Below are 17522 nucleotides of genomic sequence, written 5' to 3'. Positions count from 1 at the left end.
TGAAAAATGAAAAGAGATTTTGGTAAAGAATATCGTCGAGATATTTTTAAAAAGATTGGTTGGATATTATTATTGATGCTAATTTTCTTAGTGGTTGGAATGTTAGTTGGTTCGGCTTTAGGTGGCTCTAATCCATTAGCCGTTCTATGGCCGGGAACTTGGATGCATATGTTTGATTTTCTAAGGTAGTTCGATGCTGAAAAAAATATTAATCGGAATCGTTAGAGGCTATCAAAAATTCATATCTCCTGTTTTACCACCGAGTTGTCGTTATTATCCAACATGTTCGACTTATTTTATCGATGCTGTTAAAAAGCATGGAGGAATTTTAGGTACAATTATGGGAATTGCAAGAATATTACGCTGTAATCCCTTTGTTCGTGGTGGAGTTGACCCTGTGCCAGATAATTTCACTATATTTAGAAATCCTCATCCAGAAAAATACGAAGATGAAATTATAGCAAATAAATTTCATAATAAAGAATAGGAAAGATTTAATGTCTAGTAGAAAAAAATCAGTTGAAATTAGCTTGAAAGATATTAGTAGTGATCCTGAAACATACGAGCTTTGGGATGGCAAAAAGTATATTGGTACTATCAAAAAGGATAGCGAACGATATCTTTCATTTGTTGAAAGTAATGAAACACCATTCAAATCAGTAAAATTGGACGATGCAATCAATGAGTTGCTAATGCAATATAATCTACATAATCATTAGCAGGTGTAAACATGCAAATAAGAGAAAATAGAAAAAAGAATGATGTGGATTCACGAATTGATTACGGTATCATTTTTTCTGTAATGATGCTAGCAATAATTGGCTTAATGTCAATTTATGTTGCGACGATTCAGGACTCACAAAATCCATTAAAAAATGTAGTATCACAGGTGGCTTGGTATGCTTTGGGAGCCATTATAGTAGCCGTAATTATGCAATTTGATGCTGAACAGTTATGGCAAGTGGCTAATTATGCTTATTATGCTGGATTAGTACTTCTGTTTTTAGTTCTAATTTTTTACAGTAGAAGTTACGCTGCTAGTACTGGTGCTAAAAATTGGTTTGCTATAGGTTCGTTTACTTTTCAGCCATCTGAGGTTATGAAGCCAGCCTTTATATTAATGCTGGGGAAAATTATTACGAATCATAATAGTCAATTTCAAGTACATACAATTAAGACTGACTTTATGTTGATTGGAAAATTAATATTATGTACTTTACCAATTGTGATTCTCATGAAGTTACAAAATGATTTCGGTACTATTTTGGTTTTTATCGCGATTCTTGGAGGAATGATTTTAGTTTCTGGGATCGATTGGCGAATATTATTAATTGGATTTTTAATTGTTGCTGTTATTGGTGGAACAGCTTTATTGTTTGCTACTACCGATTGGGGCCGAGAGATTTTAGGGCGTTTTGGATTTAGATCGTATCAGTTTGCTCGTATTGATAGCTGGCGTGACCCGTCAGCCGATACATCGGAGAATGGTTATCAAATATGGCAGAATATGAAAGCCATAGGTTCAGGTCAATTGTTTGGTAAGGGATTCAATGTGTCTAACGTATATGTTCCGGTTCGTGAATCTGATATGATTTTTTCCGTTATTGGTGAAAACTTTGGATTTATTGGATCATGCGTTTTAATCTTGTTGTATTTCTTGTTGATTTATCAAATGATTCAAGTAACCTTTGATACTAAAAATGAATTTTATGCATATGTATCAACCGGTGTTATTATGATGATTTTATTCCATGTTTTTGAAAATATTGGTATGAGCGTTGGTCTATTACCGTTAACTGGTATCCCTCTACCGTTTATTTCTCAAGGTGGATCGTCATTACTTGCTAATATGATTGGAATTGGTTTAGTAATGTCGATGCGATTCCATCATAAGAGTTATATGTTTGAAAATGGAACTTTTGATCAAAGATAAGGAGCAGTTATATGAATAATAAAGAAAATTATTTTTGGGTTAAAAAGGGTCAACAGACAACACGTATAGGTCTCACAAAAGAGGCTCAAGAAGCTTTAGGTGATGTCAAATATGTTGAATTACCTGATTTAAATACTGAAATAAAAAAGGGTGACGCTAGTGGTGAAATTGAAGCTCAAAAGGCTGTGGTTGAGCTGGAATCGCCTGTAAGTGGGAAAATAGTTAAGGTAAATGATAAATTAAATGATAATCCTGAATTATTAAATAGTAGCGAAAAAGATGCATGGTTCTTTGAAGTAAATAATTAAATTTTTAAAATTTATCTTTTTATTACTGCTTATTTCTTGCAACATTTTTTAATAACTGTTTAAATTATCCTTGGAATTAATAAATGAATGGGGATAGTTTAGAATGAAAATCTTAGGTGAAAAAATACGCCATTACAGAAAACTCAGAGGTATTTCTCAATCTGAGTTAGCCGATGGCATCTGTACACAGGCAACTGTCAGCCTGATTGAAAAAAAAGACAAGATTCCAAGTATGGAAATATTGGTTCGCATTTGTGAAAGACTGGGTATCACAATGAACCTTGTAATCGTTAATGATGATAGTCAGATTTATTCGATCATTAGTGATATAAAAAAATCGTTTTATCAGGATGATTTCGATGGTATTAATGACAAACTGGGTAAGTTGAAGAATATTAATGTCAATAATAAACAAGAAATCAAATTGATTCATTTCTTTAATGGTTTGATTGAATATGTTACTAGTCAAAATTATGACAAGGCCATTTTCGATTTTAATCGTGCCATGAATGTTAACATTGCTAATGTTGATATGTATGATATCTTAATTGATATCTTTACAGCTAAGGCATACATCAATAAAAAATCTATCGATGAAGCAAGAGTTTATTATAATCAAGCTAAGGATTTGATTAAATCTAGTCTTGATAAGATTGGTGATGAAAATTACCATGATAGCATTTTAATTTATGCTAATATGGCTGATTTGTCATTGAAGTTAGATGATAATCAAAGAGCAATGGATTATGCAAACGAAGGAATCTTTATAGCAAGACGTGAGCAAACATTGTTCAAACTTGATGAGATGTATTGTTACTTGGCAGATGCTGGCACTCGTGAAGGTCAAAAGACTGATGAAGATTATATTAAAGCATACGTGATTTCTAGCATCAGTGAGAATAAAACAATTTTTGAAAAATTAAGATCTAAAGTAAAAGATATGCACTTGAATATTTTTTAATAAAAAACAATTTATTAAATTCCAAAAAAAAGAGGGTCGATTCGTAAGAATCGACCCTCTTTTTTATTATTTTTTCTGTTTAGTAATTGTTTTATTGTCTAGATCAGTTCTAACAACTAAAACATCACAAGCGGCAGTTCTAGTTACGTATTCTGTAACAGATCCAATAAGTAATCTTTCCATGGCATTCAAACCAGTGGCGCCGATCATAATTAAATCGATACCTAATTTTTTAGGAAAATCAGTAGCAATGATTGCCTTAGGTGCACCGTATTCAATACTATAATCTATTTCATTAAGACCGGCATCTTTAGCTGTTTTGACATAGCTTTTTACTGTTTCCTTAGCTTTTTCTGTTATTTGTTCGACCATTGTTGAATCAAAACTAGAAACATTTTGGAAAGCTCTAGTATCAATAACATGAACCAAATGAATAGCAGCGTTGTTTCTTTTAGCTACTTCGACAGCTTTTTTAAATGCTAATTCTGCCTCAAATGAACCATCAATTGGTACGAGAATGTTTTTATATTGTTGTAACATAAGTATCACCCCGTTAATGTAATATTACTGCTTTTATATTTTTATTTTAGTTGATTTGGCTCAATAAATACAGTCATCAGCTAATATTTAGCGAATATTTGCTAAATAGATTGAAAAAGCCGCTGCAATTAAGCTACCTAAAAGTAAAGTAATAAAGTTTGCTTCTTTATTACCAATGAATGCAATAATGATTCCCATTATAGCTACCAAGATTAACATAACAGCTGTAAATCGCATCACATTTTTTAAAGTTAAATTTTCATCTGGCGAATAGATTAAAAATTTTCCATTACTGTGGGACCATAGTATATAGGCTAAGGCTAACAAAAATATAATGAAGAATATCATTAGAACTTTAATTATCATAATTATTTGGACTCCGTTTTGAATTCATTTTCCATTCGTGTATTTGTTTTATTCGTAGATTTAGTGCTTGCTCATACTTTCCAGTATTATTTGGCTGATAATATTTTTGATCAATCAAATTATTAGGTAAGTATTGTTGTTCAACCCAAGAATTAGGATAATCATGAGGATACTTATAACCAACACCATGACCTAATTTTTTGGCTCCAGAGTAGTGTGCATCTTTCAAATCATCTGGAATAGAATTTGCCTTCCCATCTCTAACATCTGACAGCGCAGAGTCAATAGCTACCATCCCTGAATTGGATTTAGGGCATAAACACAAGTCAATTACAGCATCTGCTAAAGGAATCCTTGCTTCAGGTAAGCCGACCATCTGAGCTACTTGAGCTGCTTGAACGGCTCTAGCACATGCTTGAGGATTAGCAAGACCAACATCCTCATAGGCGCAAACGATTAAACGCCTGATGGCAGAAGTTAAATCTCCAGCTTCTAATAATCTAGCCAAATATAGAAGCGCAGCATTAGGATCACTACCACGAATTGATTTTTGAAAGGCTGACATTACGTCATAATGACTATCACCATCTTTGTCAGAGGAAATGGTCTTTTTTTGAACGGATTCTTCAATTGATTTTAAATCAATATGTATTAAATCATCTTGATCTTTTTGGGTTGATAGGACAGATAATTCTAAACCATTCAAAATACTTCTGAGATCGCCATTAGTGGAACTTACTAATAAACTGAGAGCATCATCATCTAACTTAACCTTATACTTCCCTAATCCGTTCTTATCGTCATTTAAGGCTCTCTTCACGGCTTTTTTTAGATCATCGCTATTAAGAGGCTTCAATTCGAATATTTGAACTCTAGAGCGAATTGCGGGACTAATATTGATATACGGGTTTTCAGTTGTTGCGCCGATTAAAATAATTGAACCACTTTCCAGTAATGGTAAAAGAAAATCTTGTTTAGTTTTATCTAAACGATGAATTTCGTCAAGTAATAAAACAACTGTCCCACTCATTTTTGCTTCTTCAGCTACAATTTGTAGATCCTTTTTGGTATCAGTTGCGGCATTTAACATTCTAAAAGCGTATTTAGTACTTCCCGCAATAGCACTAGCGATACTTGTTTTGCCAATCCCCGGAGGACCGTAAAGTATCATTGAAGATAACATTTTAGCATCTACCATTCGATGAATAATTTTATGAGGACCAATTAAATGTTGCTGGCCAACGACTTCATCGATATTAGTTGGACGCATTCGATATGCTAATGGTTTTTGCATAGCTCCTCCTATATAATTAATATGTATATTTTACAACAAAGGGTTGATAACATGTTTGATAAAAATGATTTTAAAGTTTTTGAGGATGATACTCTAACTGGTCGTCTAGATTTAATCAGGACTAATTTAGACCCCAAATTTGAAGTTTTTGGTTCAGAACTTTTGAAACAGTTGGAGGCTGAGTACCAACAAAAATTCTTTATGAAGATTGCTAAACATCAGCGACGAACTAAAAATCCACCACCTGATACTTGGTTGGCAATCAATCAAGATAAAAAAGGATATAAAAAGACTCCGCATGTTGAATTAGGACTGTGGCCAGATCGTTATTTTATTACTTTTAGTTTACTGGCTGATATTAGAAATCGATCAGCTTACTATCCGATTTTAAAAAAGTATCAAAATAAAATCATAACAGAAGGTTGGGGAGTGTCAAACGATCATACCTCAAGCCTATTAAAATCAGCCGATAATTTTGAAAAAGTAATTGATCACTATGAAAGAGTTAAGTCTAGCGATTTGGTTGTTGGATACGAATTGAAGGCAAGTGACCCGAAGGTTAGGATTGGTAATTACGATAAATTATTGAATGAGAAATTCATGAACATTTGTCAATATATGGTAACCTTCAATCAAGAATTAAACCTTTAAATGGTATTGTTTTATGCCTTAGATAAATTATAATAAGGGTGATTAATAGGATTAACTAAAAAGGGATGATCAAGATGAAATGGTACTATAAGTCAGTTGAATTTTGGATCGGAATATTAATTACTATGGCATTTTTCCAACTCTTTTTTACAGAGACTTTTGGATTTATGTGGTGGACGGGGATCTTTTCTAGTATAATCGGAATGCTTTTGATTTTTAATGTAATTGGAAAATTGAAAGTTTAAATAATAAAAGAAAGTCGATTTGGTAACTGTATAGGCAGTTGCTAAATCGACTTTCTTTTACTTTAAGACAAAAAAATACATCCACCAATAAGTGAATGTATTTTTGACAAAATATTAAAGAATTTGGTTGTAGTATTCAACAATCAATGATTCATCAACATTTGGTTCTAGTTCGTCACGTTCTGGGTTACGTACTAGTGAACCTGTCAATGTGTTATCGTCGAAGGTAACGAAACCAGGACGACCAACAACGTTTTCAAGGTTATCTTTAACAATAGCCAAGTCCTTTGACTTTTCACGAAGGCTGATCTTTTGACCAATCTTAACTTCGTATGAAGGGATATCAACACGTTTGCCATCAACTGTGATGTGACCGTGGTTTACAAGTTGACGAGCTTGTGGACGTGAACTTGCAAGACCTAAACGATAAACCATGTTATCTAGTCTTGTTTCAAGAAGAATCATCAAGTTAATACCATGAATTCCTTCCATCTTACCAGCACGGTTGAATAAGTTACGGAATTGACGTTCGTTAACATCATACATGAAACGTAACTTTTGCTTTTCAGCTAATTGTTGACCGTATTCAGAAACCTTACGACGGCCACCATTAGGACCATGTTGACCAGGAGCATAGTTTCTACGAGCGATTTCCTTACCAGTACCTGAAAGTGAGATACCTAAACGACGTGATAATTTCCAGCGTGGGCCTGTATATCTTGACATAAATAAATTCCTCCAAAATGTTTGTCTGGAGTAAAATAATTAACTAGAACTTAGCATTCGTGCAGTTGTCGTTACAATTTTCACCTTGTGCAGCCACATGTTACTAGTTGAACTAAATCGTCGATAACTGTTGACGTTCTTGCCGTTCTTTGCTGCATATTTTACACGAAGGCTAGTATACCGTGATATATGTTGATTGTCAAAGTTATTGTTAAAAACAATAGTTTAAAACTTTATTATGAAAATGGGATAACATCAATAATATGAGTAATATTTGTTATAATTTCATAAAGATAAGACTGAATCGTCATTAGGGGTGTAAATGTGTTTGTAATTATTATTGGAATAATTTTAATAGTTTTGTTCTTTCTATGGTACATGTGGTTCTTACAAAAAAGAAATGCAACTACGCTTAACAGATATAAGGAACGAACTGATAAATTAAAAGAATCTCAATTGGATGACAAAATTGAGAAGTTGGAAAAAATGAAATTAGCTGGTGCCAGCGAAAGCAGGTTTAGTCAACTTAAAGTTGAATATCATAAACAGACTGATGACATTCTTTCCGATATTTTAAAACAAATAAGAGCGGCAGAATACAAGAATACAGAATTTAAAGTTTTTGGTTCTGCTAACGATTTAAAAAAACTTAATACAGCAATGGATGATTTTTCAAATAAGATTTCTGAACTTTCCAATGGATTTGAAGAATTATTGACTAGTAATGAATTGAATGCGACAAATAGTGAGAAACTGCAACAGCAATATCAGACATTACGTAAACAAATATTGACGCAATCATTTAGCTATGGTCCAGCAACTGATAAATTAGAAGATGAATTATCTGAAATAGCTGGTCTTTTGGATAAAGAAAAAGAATTGACGACGAAAGGTGATCATATTGAAGCCAGTCAGTGCTTAGACGATGTTAAATTGAAGTTGGGCTTAATTACTGATCAAGTTAAGATTATTGAACCTTTATATCATGACTTAAATGAAGTATTTCCTGGACAGATTGATGAAATTAAATTTGTTTATCAAAAATTGGATAAGCAACACTTTAAATTCAATGATGACCTGGTTGAATTAATTTCTGTCGTTCAACAAGAAATTAATGAATCAATAACTAAGCTGGGTGAATTGAACTTTGATGCGGTTAATACTAATAACGAAGATATTAAACAACGGATCGATGACTTATATGAAACTTTAACTTTGGAGATTGATGGTAAGAGAGAGGTTCTTAAAGAACAAAAACCTGTACTTGATTATTTAAATCACGCTGTTTTCCAGCACAATAGATTAGATACAAGAATTCAAAAACTTCAAGAAGGCTATATTTTAACTGATAGTTTGTTAGATAATTTTAAAACTAATTTTGATACCTTGAATGACATTCGTCGTGAATATGATTCGGATGTGCAGAGTATTGCTGATAAGCAGGTTGTTTTTTCACAAGTTAAGAATAATTTTAAAGATATTGTTAAAAAATTAGATGACATTGAGGCCAGTGAAAAGACAATCAATGATGATTTGAATCAGATGTTATCAAGCGAACAAATTGCTCGTAATAGTGTTGATGAATATGCAAAACGTTTAGAAATCCAAAAGAAAATGATGGAGCAATTAAGACTAAATGGATTGCCTGATGATTACTTGGATTATTTTTACATGGTCTATGATGAGATAAACAAATTGTATGATGAATTAGATGCTGATCAAATTAATATGGAAGATATTTCTAAACAGGTTATTGTGACTCAAGAGGATTTGAATAATTTAATTGAAAAAACTTCTAAACTAAAATATAACGTGGAATTAGCTGAAAAATTGCTACAATATGCCAATCGTTATGCAACCAAGAATCCTGAATTCAGCGATCAATTAACAAGGGCAAGATCCTTATTTGATGATGATTATGATTATAATGAGGCAGTAGAAGTTATCTCTAAGGCTTTGGAGGAAGTTGAAACTGGCTCAGTTGATCGTATAAAAGAAACAATAAACTCTTAATTTTTTGTAAAGTGTGTTAAATTATAATAGGTAAAATTTCGGGCCTTTGAGGCCTTTTTATTTTGGTGAGGCAAAAATGATATATTTTGATAATAGTGCAACAACTAAAGTTAATGATTCAGTTCTTCAAACTTACAATGCTGCTAGTCAAGAATACTTCGGTAATCCTTCTAGTTTGCATAAGTTAGGATTGAAGGCGTATGAATTATTAGAAACATCCCGTAAACAAATAGCAAGTTTAATGGGCTTTAAACAGGATGAAGTTGTATTTACAAGTGGTGGTACAGAAGGAAATAATTGGATTATTAAGGGTACGGCTTTTAAGAAGCGTGAATTTGGTAAACATATTATTACAACCTCGATTGAACACCCTTCAATTATGAATACAATGCATCAATTAGAGGAATTAGGTTTTGATGTGACTTATTTACCAGTTGATAAAACTGGTCATATCAGTGCTAAAGATTTAAAAGATGCCATTCGTGATGATACAATTTTGGTTTCAACTATGGCTGTTAATAATGAGATTGGTGCTATTCAGCCGATTCACGAGATTGCTAAAGTTTTAAAAGATTATCCAAGTATCAGTTATCACGTTGATGCTGTTCAAGCAATTGGAAAGAACTTACAATCTGAATTTATTGATCCTAGAGTCGATTTCTATACGTTCTCTGGTCATAAATTCCATGCTCCACGTGGAATAGGTTTTATTTATATGAAGGAAGGTAAACAACTGGAACCATTGATGGCCGGTGGAGGTCAAGAATCTGGGCTACGTAGTGGGACTGAAAATACTCCAGCAATTGCCGGAATGGCTAAAGCCATTCGTCTTTTAAAAGATGGCGAAAAGAATAAAGCTGATAAGATGGAACATTTGAAAGAAAAATTAGTTAACCATTTGAAGACTATGGATAATGTCCATGTCTTTTCACAAATTGGCAATAACTTTGCACCACACATTATTTGCTTTACCATTGATGGAGTTCGTGGCGAAACAGTTGTCCATACTTTTGAAGATAGAGATATTTATATCTCAACAACTAGTGCTTGTTCATCTAAAAAGGGGTTAGAGTCAGGTACGCTTAAGGCTATGAACACTCCAGAAAAAATTGCTACAAGTGCCGTTCGTGTAAGTTTAGATGAAAACAACACAGAGGCTGAAATGGATGAGTTTATTAAAAACTTGGATGAAATTCATGATCATTTCCAAATTTTGAATTAGGAGAATTAAATGGAATATACTGAAATTATGGTTCGTTATGGCGAACTTTCAACTAAGGGTAAGAATCGCAAGAGCTTCATCGACCGTCTTCACGGTAATGTTGCTAAAGTTTTAAAGGATTTTCCTGAGCTTAGATTACAACCACATCGCGATCGTTTACACATTAACCTTAATGGAGTTGATGCAAAGCCAGTTATGGAGAAACTGAAAAATGTGTTTGGAATTCAAACTTTTTCTTTGAGTGTAAAGGTTTCTCGCGATTTTGAAGATGTTAAGAAAAAGGCTATCGAAATGATGCATGAAGCCTATAAACCTGGTATGAGTTTTAAGGTAGGAACCAAACGTTCTGATCACAATTATCCACTTGATACTAATCAGGTAAACATGCAACTAGGGGATGCCATCTGTGATGAATTTCCTGGAATTGATGTTGAAATGAAAAAGCCCGATATTAAAATTTCCGTTGAAGTTAGACAAGATGGAATATATCTCTCATATCTGACTGTCAAGGGTGCTGGTGGTTTGCCTGTTGGTACTGCTGGAAAGGCAATGTTGATGCTTTCAGGTGGAATTGATTCACCTGTTGCCGGATATTTGGCTATGAAACGTGGAGTAGATATTGAAATGGTTCATTTCTTTAGTCCTCCATATACCTCAGAACAAGCGCTGAACAAGGCTAAGGAATTAACATCTAAATTGACTGCTTTTGGTGGTAATATCAAATTCATCGAAGTTCCTTTTGCTGAAATTCAAGAAACTATCAAATCAAGTGTACCTGAAGGATACTTGATGACTATTCAACGTCGTTTTATGTTGCGGTTGACAGATTTAATTCGTGAAAAAGAACATGGTTTGGCTATTTTTAATGGTGAGGCTGTCGGTCAAGTTGCATCACAAACTTTGGAAAGTATGGCCGCAATTAATGACGTAACAACGACGCCAATTTTACGTCCAGTTGCAACCATGGATAAAACTGAAATTATTCGTTTAGCAGAAAAAATTGATACCTTTAATTTATCAATTCAACCATTCGAAGATTGCTGTACAGTTTTTGCTCCACCATCACCAAAAACTCGTCCCAATATTGAAAAAACTCGTAAATTTGAAAGTTCACTTGATATTGATGGGTTGATTCAAAGATCAATGGATGGAATTAAGATTACAACAATTGAGCATGGCGATAAGTTTATGGAAAACGATCAGGAAAACATTAGTAGTTTGCTATAAAACTGATTGACGTTTAATGATTTATGATTTATTATCAAAATATCAGCTTTGAGCAGGAGTGTTGGTTAGTAAGATTTCAGAGAAGGCATGTTGTTGAGAATTGCCTAATCAAGTTAATTAATTGTTACCTGTGAGCTATCATTTTAAATGATCGGGCCACCGTTATCTGTTGAGTGAAGAGTCAGATTGACTCTTAATTTAGGTGGTACCGCGAGTCTTCGTCCTATTGGGATGGAGGCTCTTTTTTTGATTTTAGAAAAATTATTTGGGAGAAAAATATGAGAGAAATCAATATGGACACAAAGTATAACCCTCAAGAGGTTGAAGAAGGTCGTTATCAAACATGGTTAGATGATGATGATTTTAAACCTTCAGGAGATAAAAAAGCCAAGCCTTATTCAATTGTTATTCCACCACCCAATGTTACTGGAAAATTACATATGGGACATGCTTGGGACACAACTATTCAAGATACTTTGATTCGTTACAAGCGTATGCAAGGTTACGATACATTGTATTTACCAGGTATGGATCATGCTGGAATTGCTACTCAAGCAAAGGTCGAAGCTAAATTACGTGAACAAGGAATCACTCGTTATGATCTTGGACGTGAAAAATTTGTTGATGAGGTTTGGAAGTGGAAGGATGAATTCGCTTCAATTATTAAATCTCAATGGGGTAAATTAGGCCTATCACTTGATTACTCACGTGAAAGATTCACCCTTGATGAGGGCTTATCTAAAGCTGTTCGTAAAGTCTTTGTTAAGTTATATAATGAAGGCCTAATTTATCGTGGCGAATATATTATCAACTGGGATCCACAATTACAAACTGCCTTGTCAGATATTGAGGTTATTCACCAAGATGATCAAGGTGCTTTCTATCATGTTAAGTACCCTTATGCTGATGGATCAGGTTTTATCGAAATTGCTACAACGCGTCCGGAAACAATGTTTGGTGATGTTGCCGTTGCTGTTGCTCCTGACGATGAGCGTTACAAGGATATTGTCGGTAAGGAAGTTGTTGTACCATTAGTAAACCGTAAAATTCCAATTATTACTGATCATTATGTTGATAAAGACTTTGGTACTGGTATGGTAAAAATCACACCGGCCCATGATCCTAATGATTTTGCTGTTGGTAATAGACATGATCTAGAACGTATTAATACAATGAATGCTGATGGAACAATGAATGAAAATGCTGGTAAGTATGACGGCATGGATCGTTTTGAAGCTCGCAAGGCTATTGTAAAAGACTTACAAGATGATGACGATATGATTAAGATCGAGCCTTACGTTCACAGTGTTGGTCATTCAGAACGTTCCGGAGTACAAGTTGAACCAAGACTATCAACTCAATGGTTTGTTAAGATGAAACCACTCGCTGAAATGGTTTTGAAGAATCAAAAGAGTGACAATAAAGTTAATTTTGTTCCTGATCGTTTTGAAGATACCTTTACTCAATGGATGGAAAATATTCATGATTGGGTTATTTCAAGACAATTATGGTGGGGACATCAAATTCCAGCTTGGTATAACAAGCAAACTGGCGAAACCTACGTTGGCGAAACGGCTCCTGAAGATATCGAAAATTGGGAACAAGATAATGATGTGCTTGACACATGGTTCTCAAGTGCACTATGGCCATTTTCAACTATGGGTTGGCCTGATGAAGATTCAGAAGATTATAAACGTTATTTCCCAACCGACACATTAGTTACTGGTTATGACATTATTCCATTTTGGGTTTCTAGAATGATTTTCCAAAGTTTGAAGTTTACCGGTAAAAAGCCATTTGATAACGTAGTTATTCATGGTTTGATGCGTGACTCACAAGGCCGTAAGATGAGTAAGTCATTGGGTAATGGTATTGATCCAATGGATGTCATTAAGAAATATGGTGCTGATGCTTTGCGCTGGTTTGCAATGAACGGAACAACACCTGGTCAAGATACAAGATTCAGTTACGATAAAATGGATGCGTCTTGGAACTTCATCAACAAGATCTGGAATGCTTCACGTTACGTTATCATGAATCTTGACGATGATACTCCTGCCATGGATGATCTTTCTAAGGTAACAAGTTATGATCTTTCTGATAAGTGGATTTTGGCCAAACTAAACAGTACGGTTAAGAACATTAATGAATTAATGAATAAATTTGAATTTGGTGAGGTAGAACGTAGTCTTTATAGTTTCATCTGGAATGATTTTTGTGATTGGTACATTGAAATGAGTAAAGCTACCTTGACAGGGGATGACGAGGCAGCTAAGCAACAAAAGAGAATGATTTTGACATATGTACTTGATCAAACTTTGAGATTATTACATCCAATCATGCCTTTTGTAACTGAAAAGATTTGGTTGACAATGCCACATAACGGTAAGTCGATCATGCATGCCAAGTATCCAGAGTATCAATCCGAATTAGATAATAGTGATGCTATGGAACAAATGGATATCTTGATTGATTTGATCAAGTCATCAAGAAAGATTCGTGTTGAAGCAAGCGCTCCAATGTCTAATGCAGTTGATATTATGATCAAACCACAGGATGAAACGGTCAAAGATATTATTTTAAGTAATAAAGAGTATATTGATCGTTTCATGCATCCTAAGGAATTGACCGTTGCGACAGATGCTCAGGCTCCTGCTTTGGCAATGACTGCCGTTACTAATAGTGCTGAATTATATGTACCATTGGCAGAGTTGATTAATCTTGACGAAGAAATAGCTCGTCAAAATGAGGAAGTCGCTAAACTAGATAAAGAAATAACTCGTTTAGATAAAAAACTTTCTAATAAGGGGTTTGTTGAAAAAGCGCCTGAAAAGGTCTTTAATGAACAAAAAGAAAAATTGGCTGACTATAAATTACGTCAAGACAAGATTCAAAAGAGAATTCAACAATTAAAAGATAACAAATAGTAATTTGAGTATATAATAAAAAGGGGTGGCGGATGTCAGCCCTTTTTGTTTAATAAAATTGGAGCGAGAAAAGTGCTAAAAGATTATCAAGAGGCAATTAATTATATTCATTCGTTACCCAAGTTTCAACGGACCAATGGTTTAGAAAATATTAAACAAGCGTTGCATCGATTAGGAGATCCCCAAGATAGTTATGAAACAATCCATATTACCGGAACTAATGGTAAAGGATCAACAACTAATTTTTTGAGTAACCTGTTAGAAGCAACTGGAAAACGTGTGGGTATGTTTACGTCACCCTTTGTTACTGAATTTAATGAACGAATTCAGATCAATCATGAATATATATCTAATAGCGATTTGCTCAAATTGGTTAACTATGTGAAAGAAATAGTTGCTGAGATTCCCTTAGCTGAATTTGAATTTGTAACAATCTTGGGTTATTTTTATTTTCAAGAACGTGTTGATGTAGCAGTAATTGAAGCTGGTATTGGTGCCAAACATGATAAAACCAATGTTATCTTGCCAGACATTTCTATCATTACCTCGATTGATTTGGATCATGAAAAACTAATTGGACCAACAATTCAAGATATCGCCAAAGAAAAATCAGGTATTATTAAAAAAAATAAACCAATTATTACAGGCTTAATACATGAATCTGTTAAAGGAATAGTAGAAAAAGAAGCTCAACAACAAAACAGTCCATTATTTGAATTTGGACGGGATTTTTCTATAAGTAATTATCAAAGCAATAAATTTAAATTATCATTTACATATCAAGATAATCATGTAACTATTGAGGATGTAAATTGTTTGGGTTTTGAGAAGACTACGGCAATGAATGCTGCGATTGCTATATGTGCTTTTGAAAAATATCAAATCCAACAGCAACAACAGATTGATGTTAACTTGATTAAGCGAGCACTTGATAAGAAGCATCTGCCAGGGAGGGCTCAGATCGTTCAAAAAGATCCTTTGATTTTGATGGATGGGGCTCATAATATCTCAGCAATTTACAATTTAATTAATTCTTTAACAATTAACGATGAAAATAAGGATATAATTGTTTTATATGCTGGAATGAAAGATAAAGACCGTCATGAAATATTAGATGAATTAGCAGCAAAAACAAAACATGTCTATGTGACAAAACTAGATATGGAGCGTTCTGCTAAAGCCAGTGATTATGATTTTAGTACTTATACGAATGTATCTTTTGTTGAAAATTACTATGAAGAGTTACAGAAAATAATTGACACAATGACTAAGAGTCAAATATTATTAATTACCGGTTCTTTTTATTTAATTTCGGATTTAGAAAAATTCTTTTCGTAATCTTAAATATAATGATAAATTTAAGAGAAAAGATTTTAGCATATGGTGTCAGCACCTTAAAAAATGAAGAATTGTTAGCCGTTATTATTGGCAATGGAACAAAACAAAATTCGGTTTTAGATTTATCCCAAAAGATTCTTTGTAATTCTGATGGTTTAAATTTGAGTTTGGAACAATTAATGTCGTTTAATGGTATTGGAGTAGCTCAAGCTTGTAAAGTTTTAGCATCAATTGAATTAGGAATGAGAAAGATTCAATCTGAAACTTTGCCTGAAGAAGTTGTTTCTGTAGATGATGTAGGACGGCATTTAATAAATAAAATTGGAAACGCCCCGCAAGAAAAATTAATAGCAGTTTATTTAAATAATAGTTATCATGTGATATGTGAGAAAATTATTTTTATTGGTACAGTTGATCAAGCAACTGTTCATCCTCGGGATATTTTACGAGAAGCAGTTGGGATGTCAGCAACACAGGTTGTAATAGCACATAATCATCCTAATGGGTCGTTAATGTTTTCAAAGAACGATCAGGAATTTACTATTCGTTTGAAAAAATGCTGTCACTTAATAGGAATAAACTTAATCGATCACTTAATTATTACTAAAAAAAACTATTCTAGTTTAAAGTCTTTAAATTTAATTTAGGATATGATTTCGTCGTACTTTAATTCGGCGTTTTCTATGATATAATTTTGTTTAGCGTAAAATGTGGTGTGTACTTTAAAGGAGAGAAAATAAATTGTTTGGTATTGGATCAAAGAAGCTCGGTATAGACTTGGGAACTGCAAATACTCTAGTTTATGCTGAAGGAAAAGGTATAGTTTTAAATGAACCTTCAGTTGTTGCAAAAAATAATAACACTGGAGAAATTGTTGCAGTTGGTTCAGATGCACGTGAAATGATTGGTCGCACACCGGGTAGTATATCCGCAATTCGTCCAATGCGTGACGGTGTTATCGCTGACTATGACACAACAGCTGCTATGATGAAATATTTCATCGAAAAAACAGCTAATAATTCAAAACCATCAGTTATGGTTTGTGTTCCAAGTGGTGTTACTGAGGTTGAAAAGAGAGCTGTTATTGAAGCTACTCAACATGCTGGTGCCCGTGAAGCATATGTAATTGAAGAACCATTTGCAGCTGCTATTGGTGCTGGACTTCCAGTTATGGACCCAACAGGTAATATGGTTGTTGATATTGGTGGTGGAACAACTGATGTTGCTACTATTTCATTGGGTGGTATTGTTTCATCACGATCAATTCGTGTTGCTGGTGATAAGTTTGATGATTCAATTTCTGCTTATATTAAATCAAACTTTAATCTTCAAATTGGTGAAAGAACAGCTGAAGATGTTAAAATTCAGATTGGTTCAGCTTCAATTGAAAAGGCGAAAGAAATTGATTCAATGCAGATTCGTGGTCGTGATTTAGTTACAGGTTTACCTAAAACAGTTCAACTAACTGGTGAAGATATTGCCACAGCTATTCATGAAAACGTTGAAGAAATCATTGAGACAATTAAAGAAACTCTTGAGGAAACATCTCCTGAAATTGCTGCCGATGTTATTGATCATGGTATTGTTCTTACCGGTGGTGGTGCGTTATTACATCATTTGCCAGAGGTAATATCTGAAGCAACTGGGGTTCCCGTGTTCATTGCTCAAGACCCACTAGATTGTGTGGCCATCGGTACTGGTGAATCACTTAAAAATATCGATGTAATGCGTCGCCAAAAATAAGCGGGTTAATCCCGTTTTTTTTATTTGA

19 protein-coding genes and 1 other annotated feature are annotated in these 17522 nt (G+C 33.8%); of the genes, 15 read left to right on the top strand and 4 right to left on the bottom strand.

Features of this window, described 5'->3' with window-relative positions; all coding sequences use genetic code 11:
* Positions 1 to 6: 6 nt before the first annotated feature.
* The 6 genes from CBP76_RS12590 to CBP76_RS12565 all read left to right on the top strand — a co-directional run bounded on the left by CBP76_RS12590 (position 7) and on the right by CBP76_RS12565 (position 3202).
* Positions 7 to 189, top strand: coding sequence for a DNA-directed RNA polymerase subunit beta (locus CBP76_RS12590; RefSeq protein WP_102197211.1), 183 nt, complete (start codon positions 7 to 9; stop codon positions 187 to 189).
* A gap of 7 nt (positions 190 to 196) precedes the next feature.
* Positions 197 to 487, top strand: a complete 291-nt coding sequence (gene yidD / locus CBP76_RS12585) for a membrane protein insertion efficiency factor YidD (RefSeq protein ID WP_102197282.1) — start codon at positions 197 to 199, stop codon at positions 485 to 487.
* 10 nt (positions 488 to 497) lie between these two features.
* Positions 498 to 719 (top strand): DUF2969 family protein, encoded by a 222-nt coding sequence (locus CBP76_RS12580; RefSeq protein ID WP_102197210.1) that lies wholly within the window; start codon positions 498 to 500, stop codon positions 717 to 719.
* Positions 720 to 730: 11 nt separating this feature from the next.
* Complete coding sequence (locus CBP76_RS12575) at positions 731 to 1933, top strand: FtsW/RodA/SpoVE family cell cycle protein (protein WP_102197209.1); 1203 nt, start codon at positions 731 to 733, stop codon at positions 1931 to 1933.
* A gap of 11 nt (positions 1934 to 1944) precedes the next feature.
* Positions 1945 to 2241: a glycine cleavage system H family protein gene (locus CBP76_RS12570; RefSeq protein ID WP_102197208.1), complete on the top strand. Its 297-nt coding sequence runs from the start codon at positions 1945 to 1947 to the stop codon at positions 2239 to 2241.
* Positions 2242 to 2344: 103 nt separating this feature from the next.
* Complete coding sequence (locus CBP76_RS12565; RefSeq protein WP_102197207.1) at positions 2345 to 3202, top strand: helix-turn-helix domain-containing protein; 858 nt, start codon at positions 2345 to 2347, stop codon at positions 3200 to 3202.
* A 66-nt stretch (positions 3203 to 3268) separates the two neighbouring features.
* On the opposite strand, the gene CBP76_RS12560 is transcribed toward CBP76_RS12565, so the two are convergent.
* The 3 genes from CBP76_RS12560 to CBP76_RS12550 form a co-directional block, all read right to left on the bottom strand.
* A complete protein-coding gene (locus tag CBP76_RS12560; protein ID WP_102197206.1) occupies positions 3269 to 3742 on the bottom strand; it encodes a universal stress protein in 474 nt (157 codons plus the stop codon).
* A gap of 87 nt (positions 3743 to 3829) precedes the next feature.
* Positions 3830 to 4108: a hypothetical protein gene (locus CBP76_RS12555; RefSeq protein ID WP_102197205.1), complete on the bottom strand. Its 279-nt coding sequence runs from the start codon at positions 4106 to 4108 to the stop codon at positions 3830 to 3832.
* Positions 4098 to 5402 carry a replication-associated recombination protein A gene (locus tag CBP76_RS12550; protein WP_102197204.1) on the bottom strand — a complete coding sequence of 435 codons (1305 nt, stop codon included), beginning with the start codon at positions 5400 to 5402 and terminating at the stop codon, positions 4098 to 4100. The genes CBP76_RS12555 and CBP76_RS12550 overlap by 11 nt, the downstream gene beginning before the upstream one ends.
* Before the next feature lie 51 nt (positions 5403 to 5453).
* On the opposite strand from CBP76_RS12550, the gene CBP76_RS12545 reads away from it, so the two are divergent.
* A complete protein-coding gene (locus CBP76_RS12545; protein ID WP_102197203.1) occupies positions 5454 to 6053 on the top strand; it encodes a DUF1054 family protein in 600 nt (199 codons plus the stop codon).
* 74 nt (positions 6054 to 6127) lie between these two features.
* On the top strand, positions 6128 to 6298 hold the full coding sequence (locus tag CBP76_RS13270; protein ID WP_166667278.1) for a hypothetical protein: 171 nt from the start codon (positions 6128 to 6130) through the stop codon (positions 6296 to 6298).
* Between the two features lie 114 nt (positions 6299 to 6412).
* Here the strand turns inward: CBP76_RS13270 and rpsD are convergent, their stop codons facing one another.
* Positions 6413 to 7024, bottom strand: coding sequence for a 30S ribosomal protein S4 (gene rpsD, locus CBP76_RS12540; protein WP_102197202.1), 612 nt, complete (start codon positions 7022 to 7024; stop codon positions 6413 to 6415).
* 324 nt (positions 7025 to 7348) lie between these two features.
* Between rpsD and CBP76_RS12535 the strand changes: the two genes are divergently transcribed.
* The 7 genes from CBP76_RS12535 to CBP76_RS12505 all read left to right on the top strand — a co-directional run bounded on the left by CBP76_RS12535 (position 7349) and on the right by CBP76_RS12505 (position 17494).
* A complete protein-coding gene (locus tag CBP76_RS12535; RefSeq protein WP_102197201.1) occupies positions 7349 to 9037 on the top strand; it encodes a septation ring formation regulator EzrA in 1689 nt (562 codons plus the stop codon).
* Between the two features lie 76 nt (positions 9038 to 9113).
* Entirely contained in the window at positions 9114 to 10259 is a 1146-nt protein-coding gene (locus tag CBP76_RS12530; protein WP_102197200.1) for a cysteine desulfurase family protein, read from the top strand.
* 9 nt (positions 10260 to 10268) lie between these two features.
* Entirely contained in the window at positions 10269 to 11486 is a 1218-nt protein-coding gene (gene thiI, locus CBP76_RS12525) for a tRNA uracil 4-sulfurtransferase ThiI (RefSeq protein WP_102197199.1), read from the top strand.
* A gap of 39 nt (positions 11487 to 11525) precedes the next feature.
* Positions 11526 to 11715 (top strand) — a binding site (T-box leader).
* 49 nt (positions 11716 to 11764) lie between these two features.
* Positions 11765 to 14413 (top strand): valine--tRNA ligase, encoded by a 2649-nt coding sequence (locus CBP76_RS12520; protein WP_102197198.1) that lies wholly within the window; start codon positions 11765 to 11767, stop codon positions 14411 to 14413.
* 72 nt (positions 14414 to 14485) lie between these two features.
* Positions 14486 to 15751, top strand: a complete 1266-nt coding sequence (locus CBP76_RS12515; RefSeq protein ID WP_102197197.1) for a bifunctional folylpolyglutamate synthase/dihydrofolate synthase — start codon at positions 14486 to 14488, stop codon at positions 15749 to 15751.
* An 11-nt stretch (positions 15752 to 15762) separates the two neighbouring features.
* Positions 15763 to 16398, top strand: a complete 636-nt coding sequence (radC, locus tag CBP76_RS12510; RefSeq protein ID WP_245865798.1) for a RadC family protein — start codon at positions 15763 to 15765, stop codon at positions 16396 to 16398.
* Positions 16399 to 16492: 94 nt separating this feature from the next.
* On the top strand, positions 16493 to 17494 hold the full coding sequence (locus CBP76_RS12505; protein WP_102197195.1) for a rod shape-determining protein: 1002 nt from the start codon (positions 16493 to 16495) through the stop codon (positions 17492 to 17494).
* Positions 17495 to 17522: the final 28 nt, after the last annotated feature.

Source organism: Companilactobacillus nuruki (assembly GCF_002872255.1).
GTDB lineage: Bacteria > Bacillota > Bacilli > Lactobacillales > Lactobacillaceae > Companilactobacillus > Companilactobacillus nuruki.
Note: the sequence above shows the minus strand (reverse complement) of the source record. Positions and strands in the feature narration are given on the sequence as shown.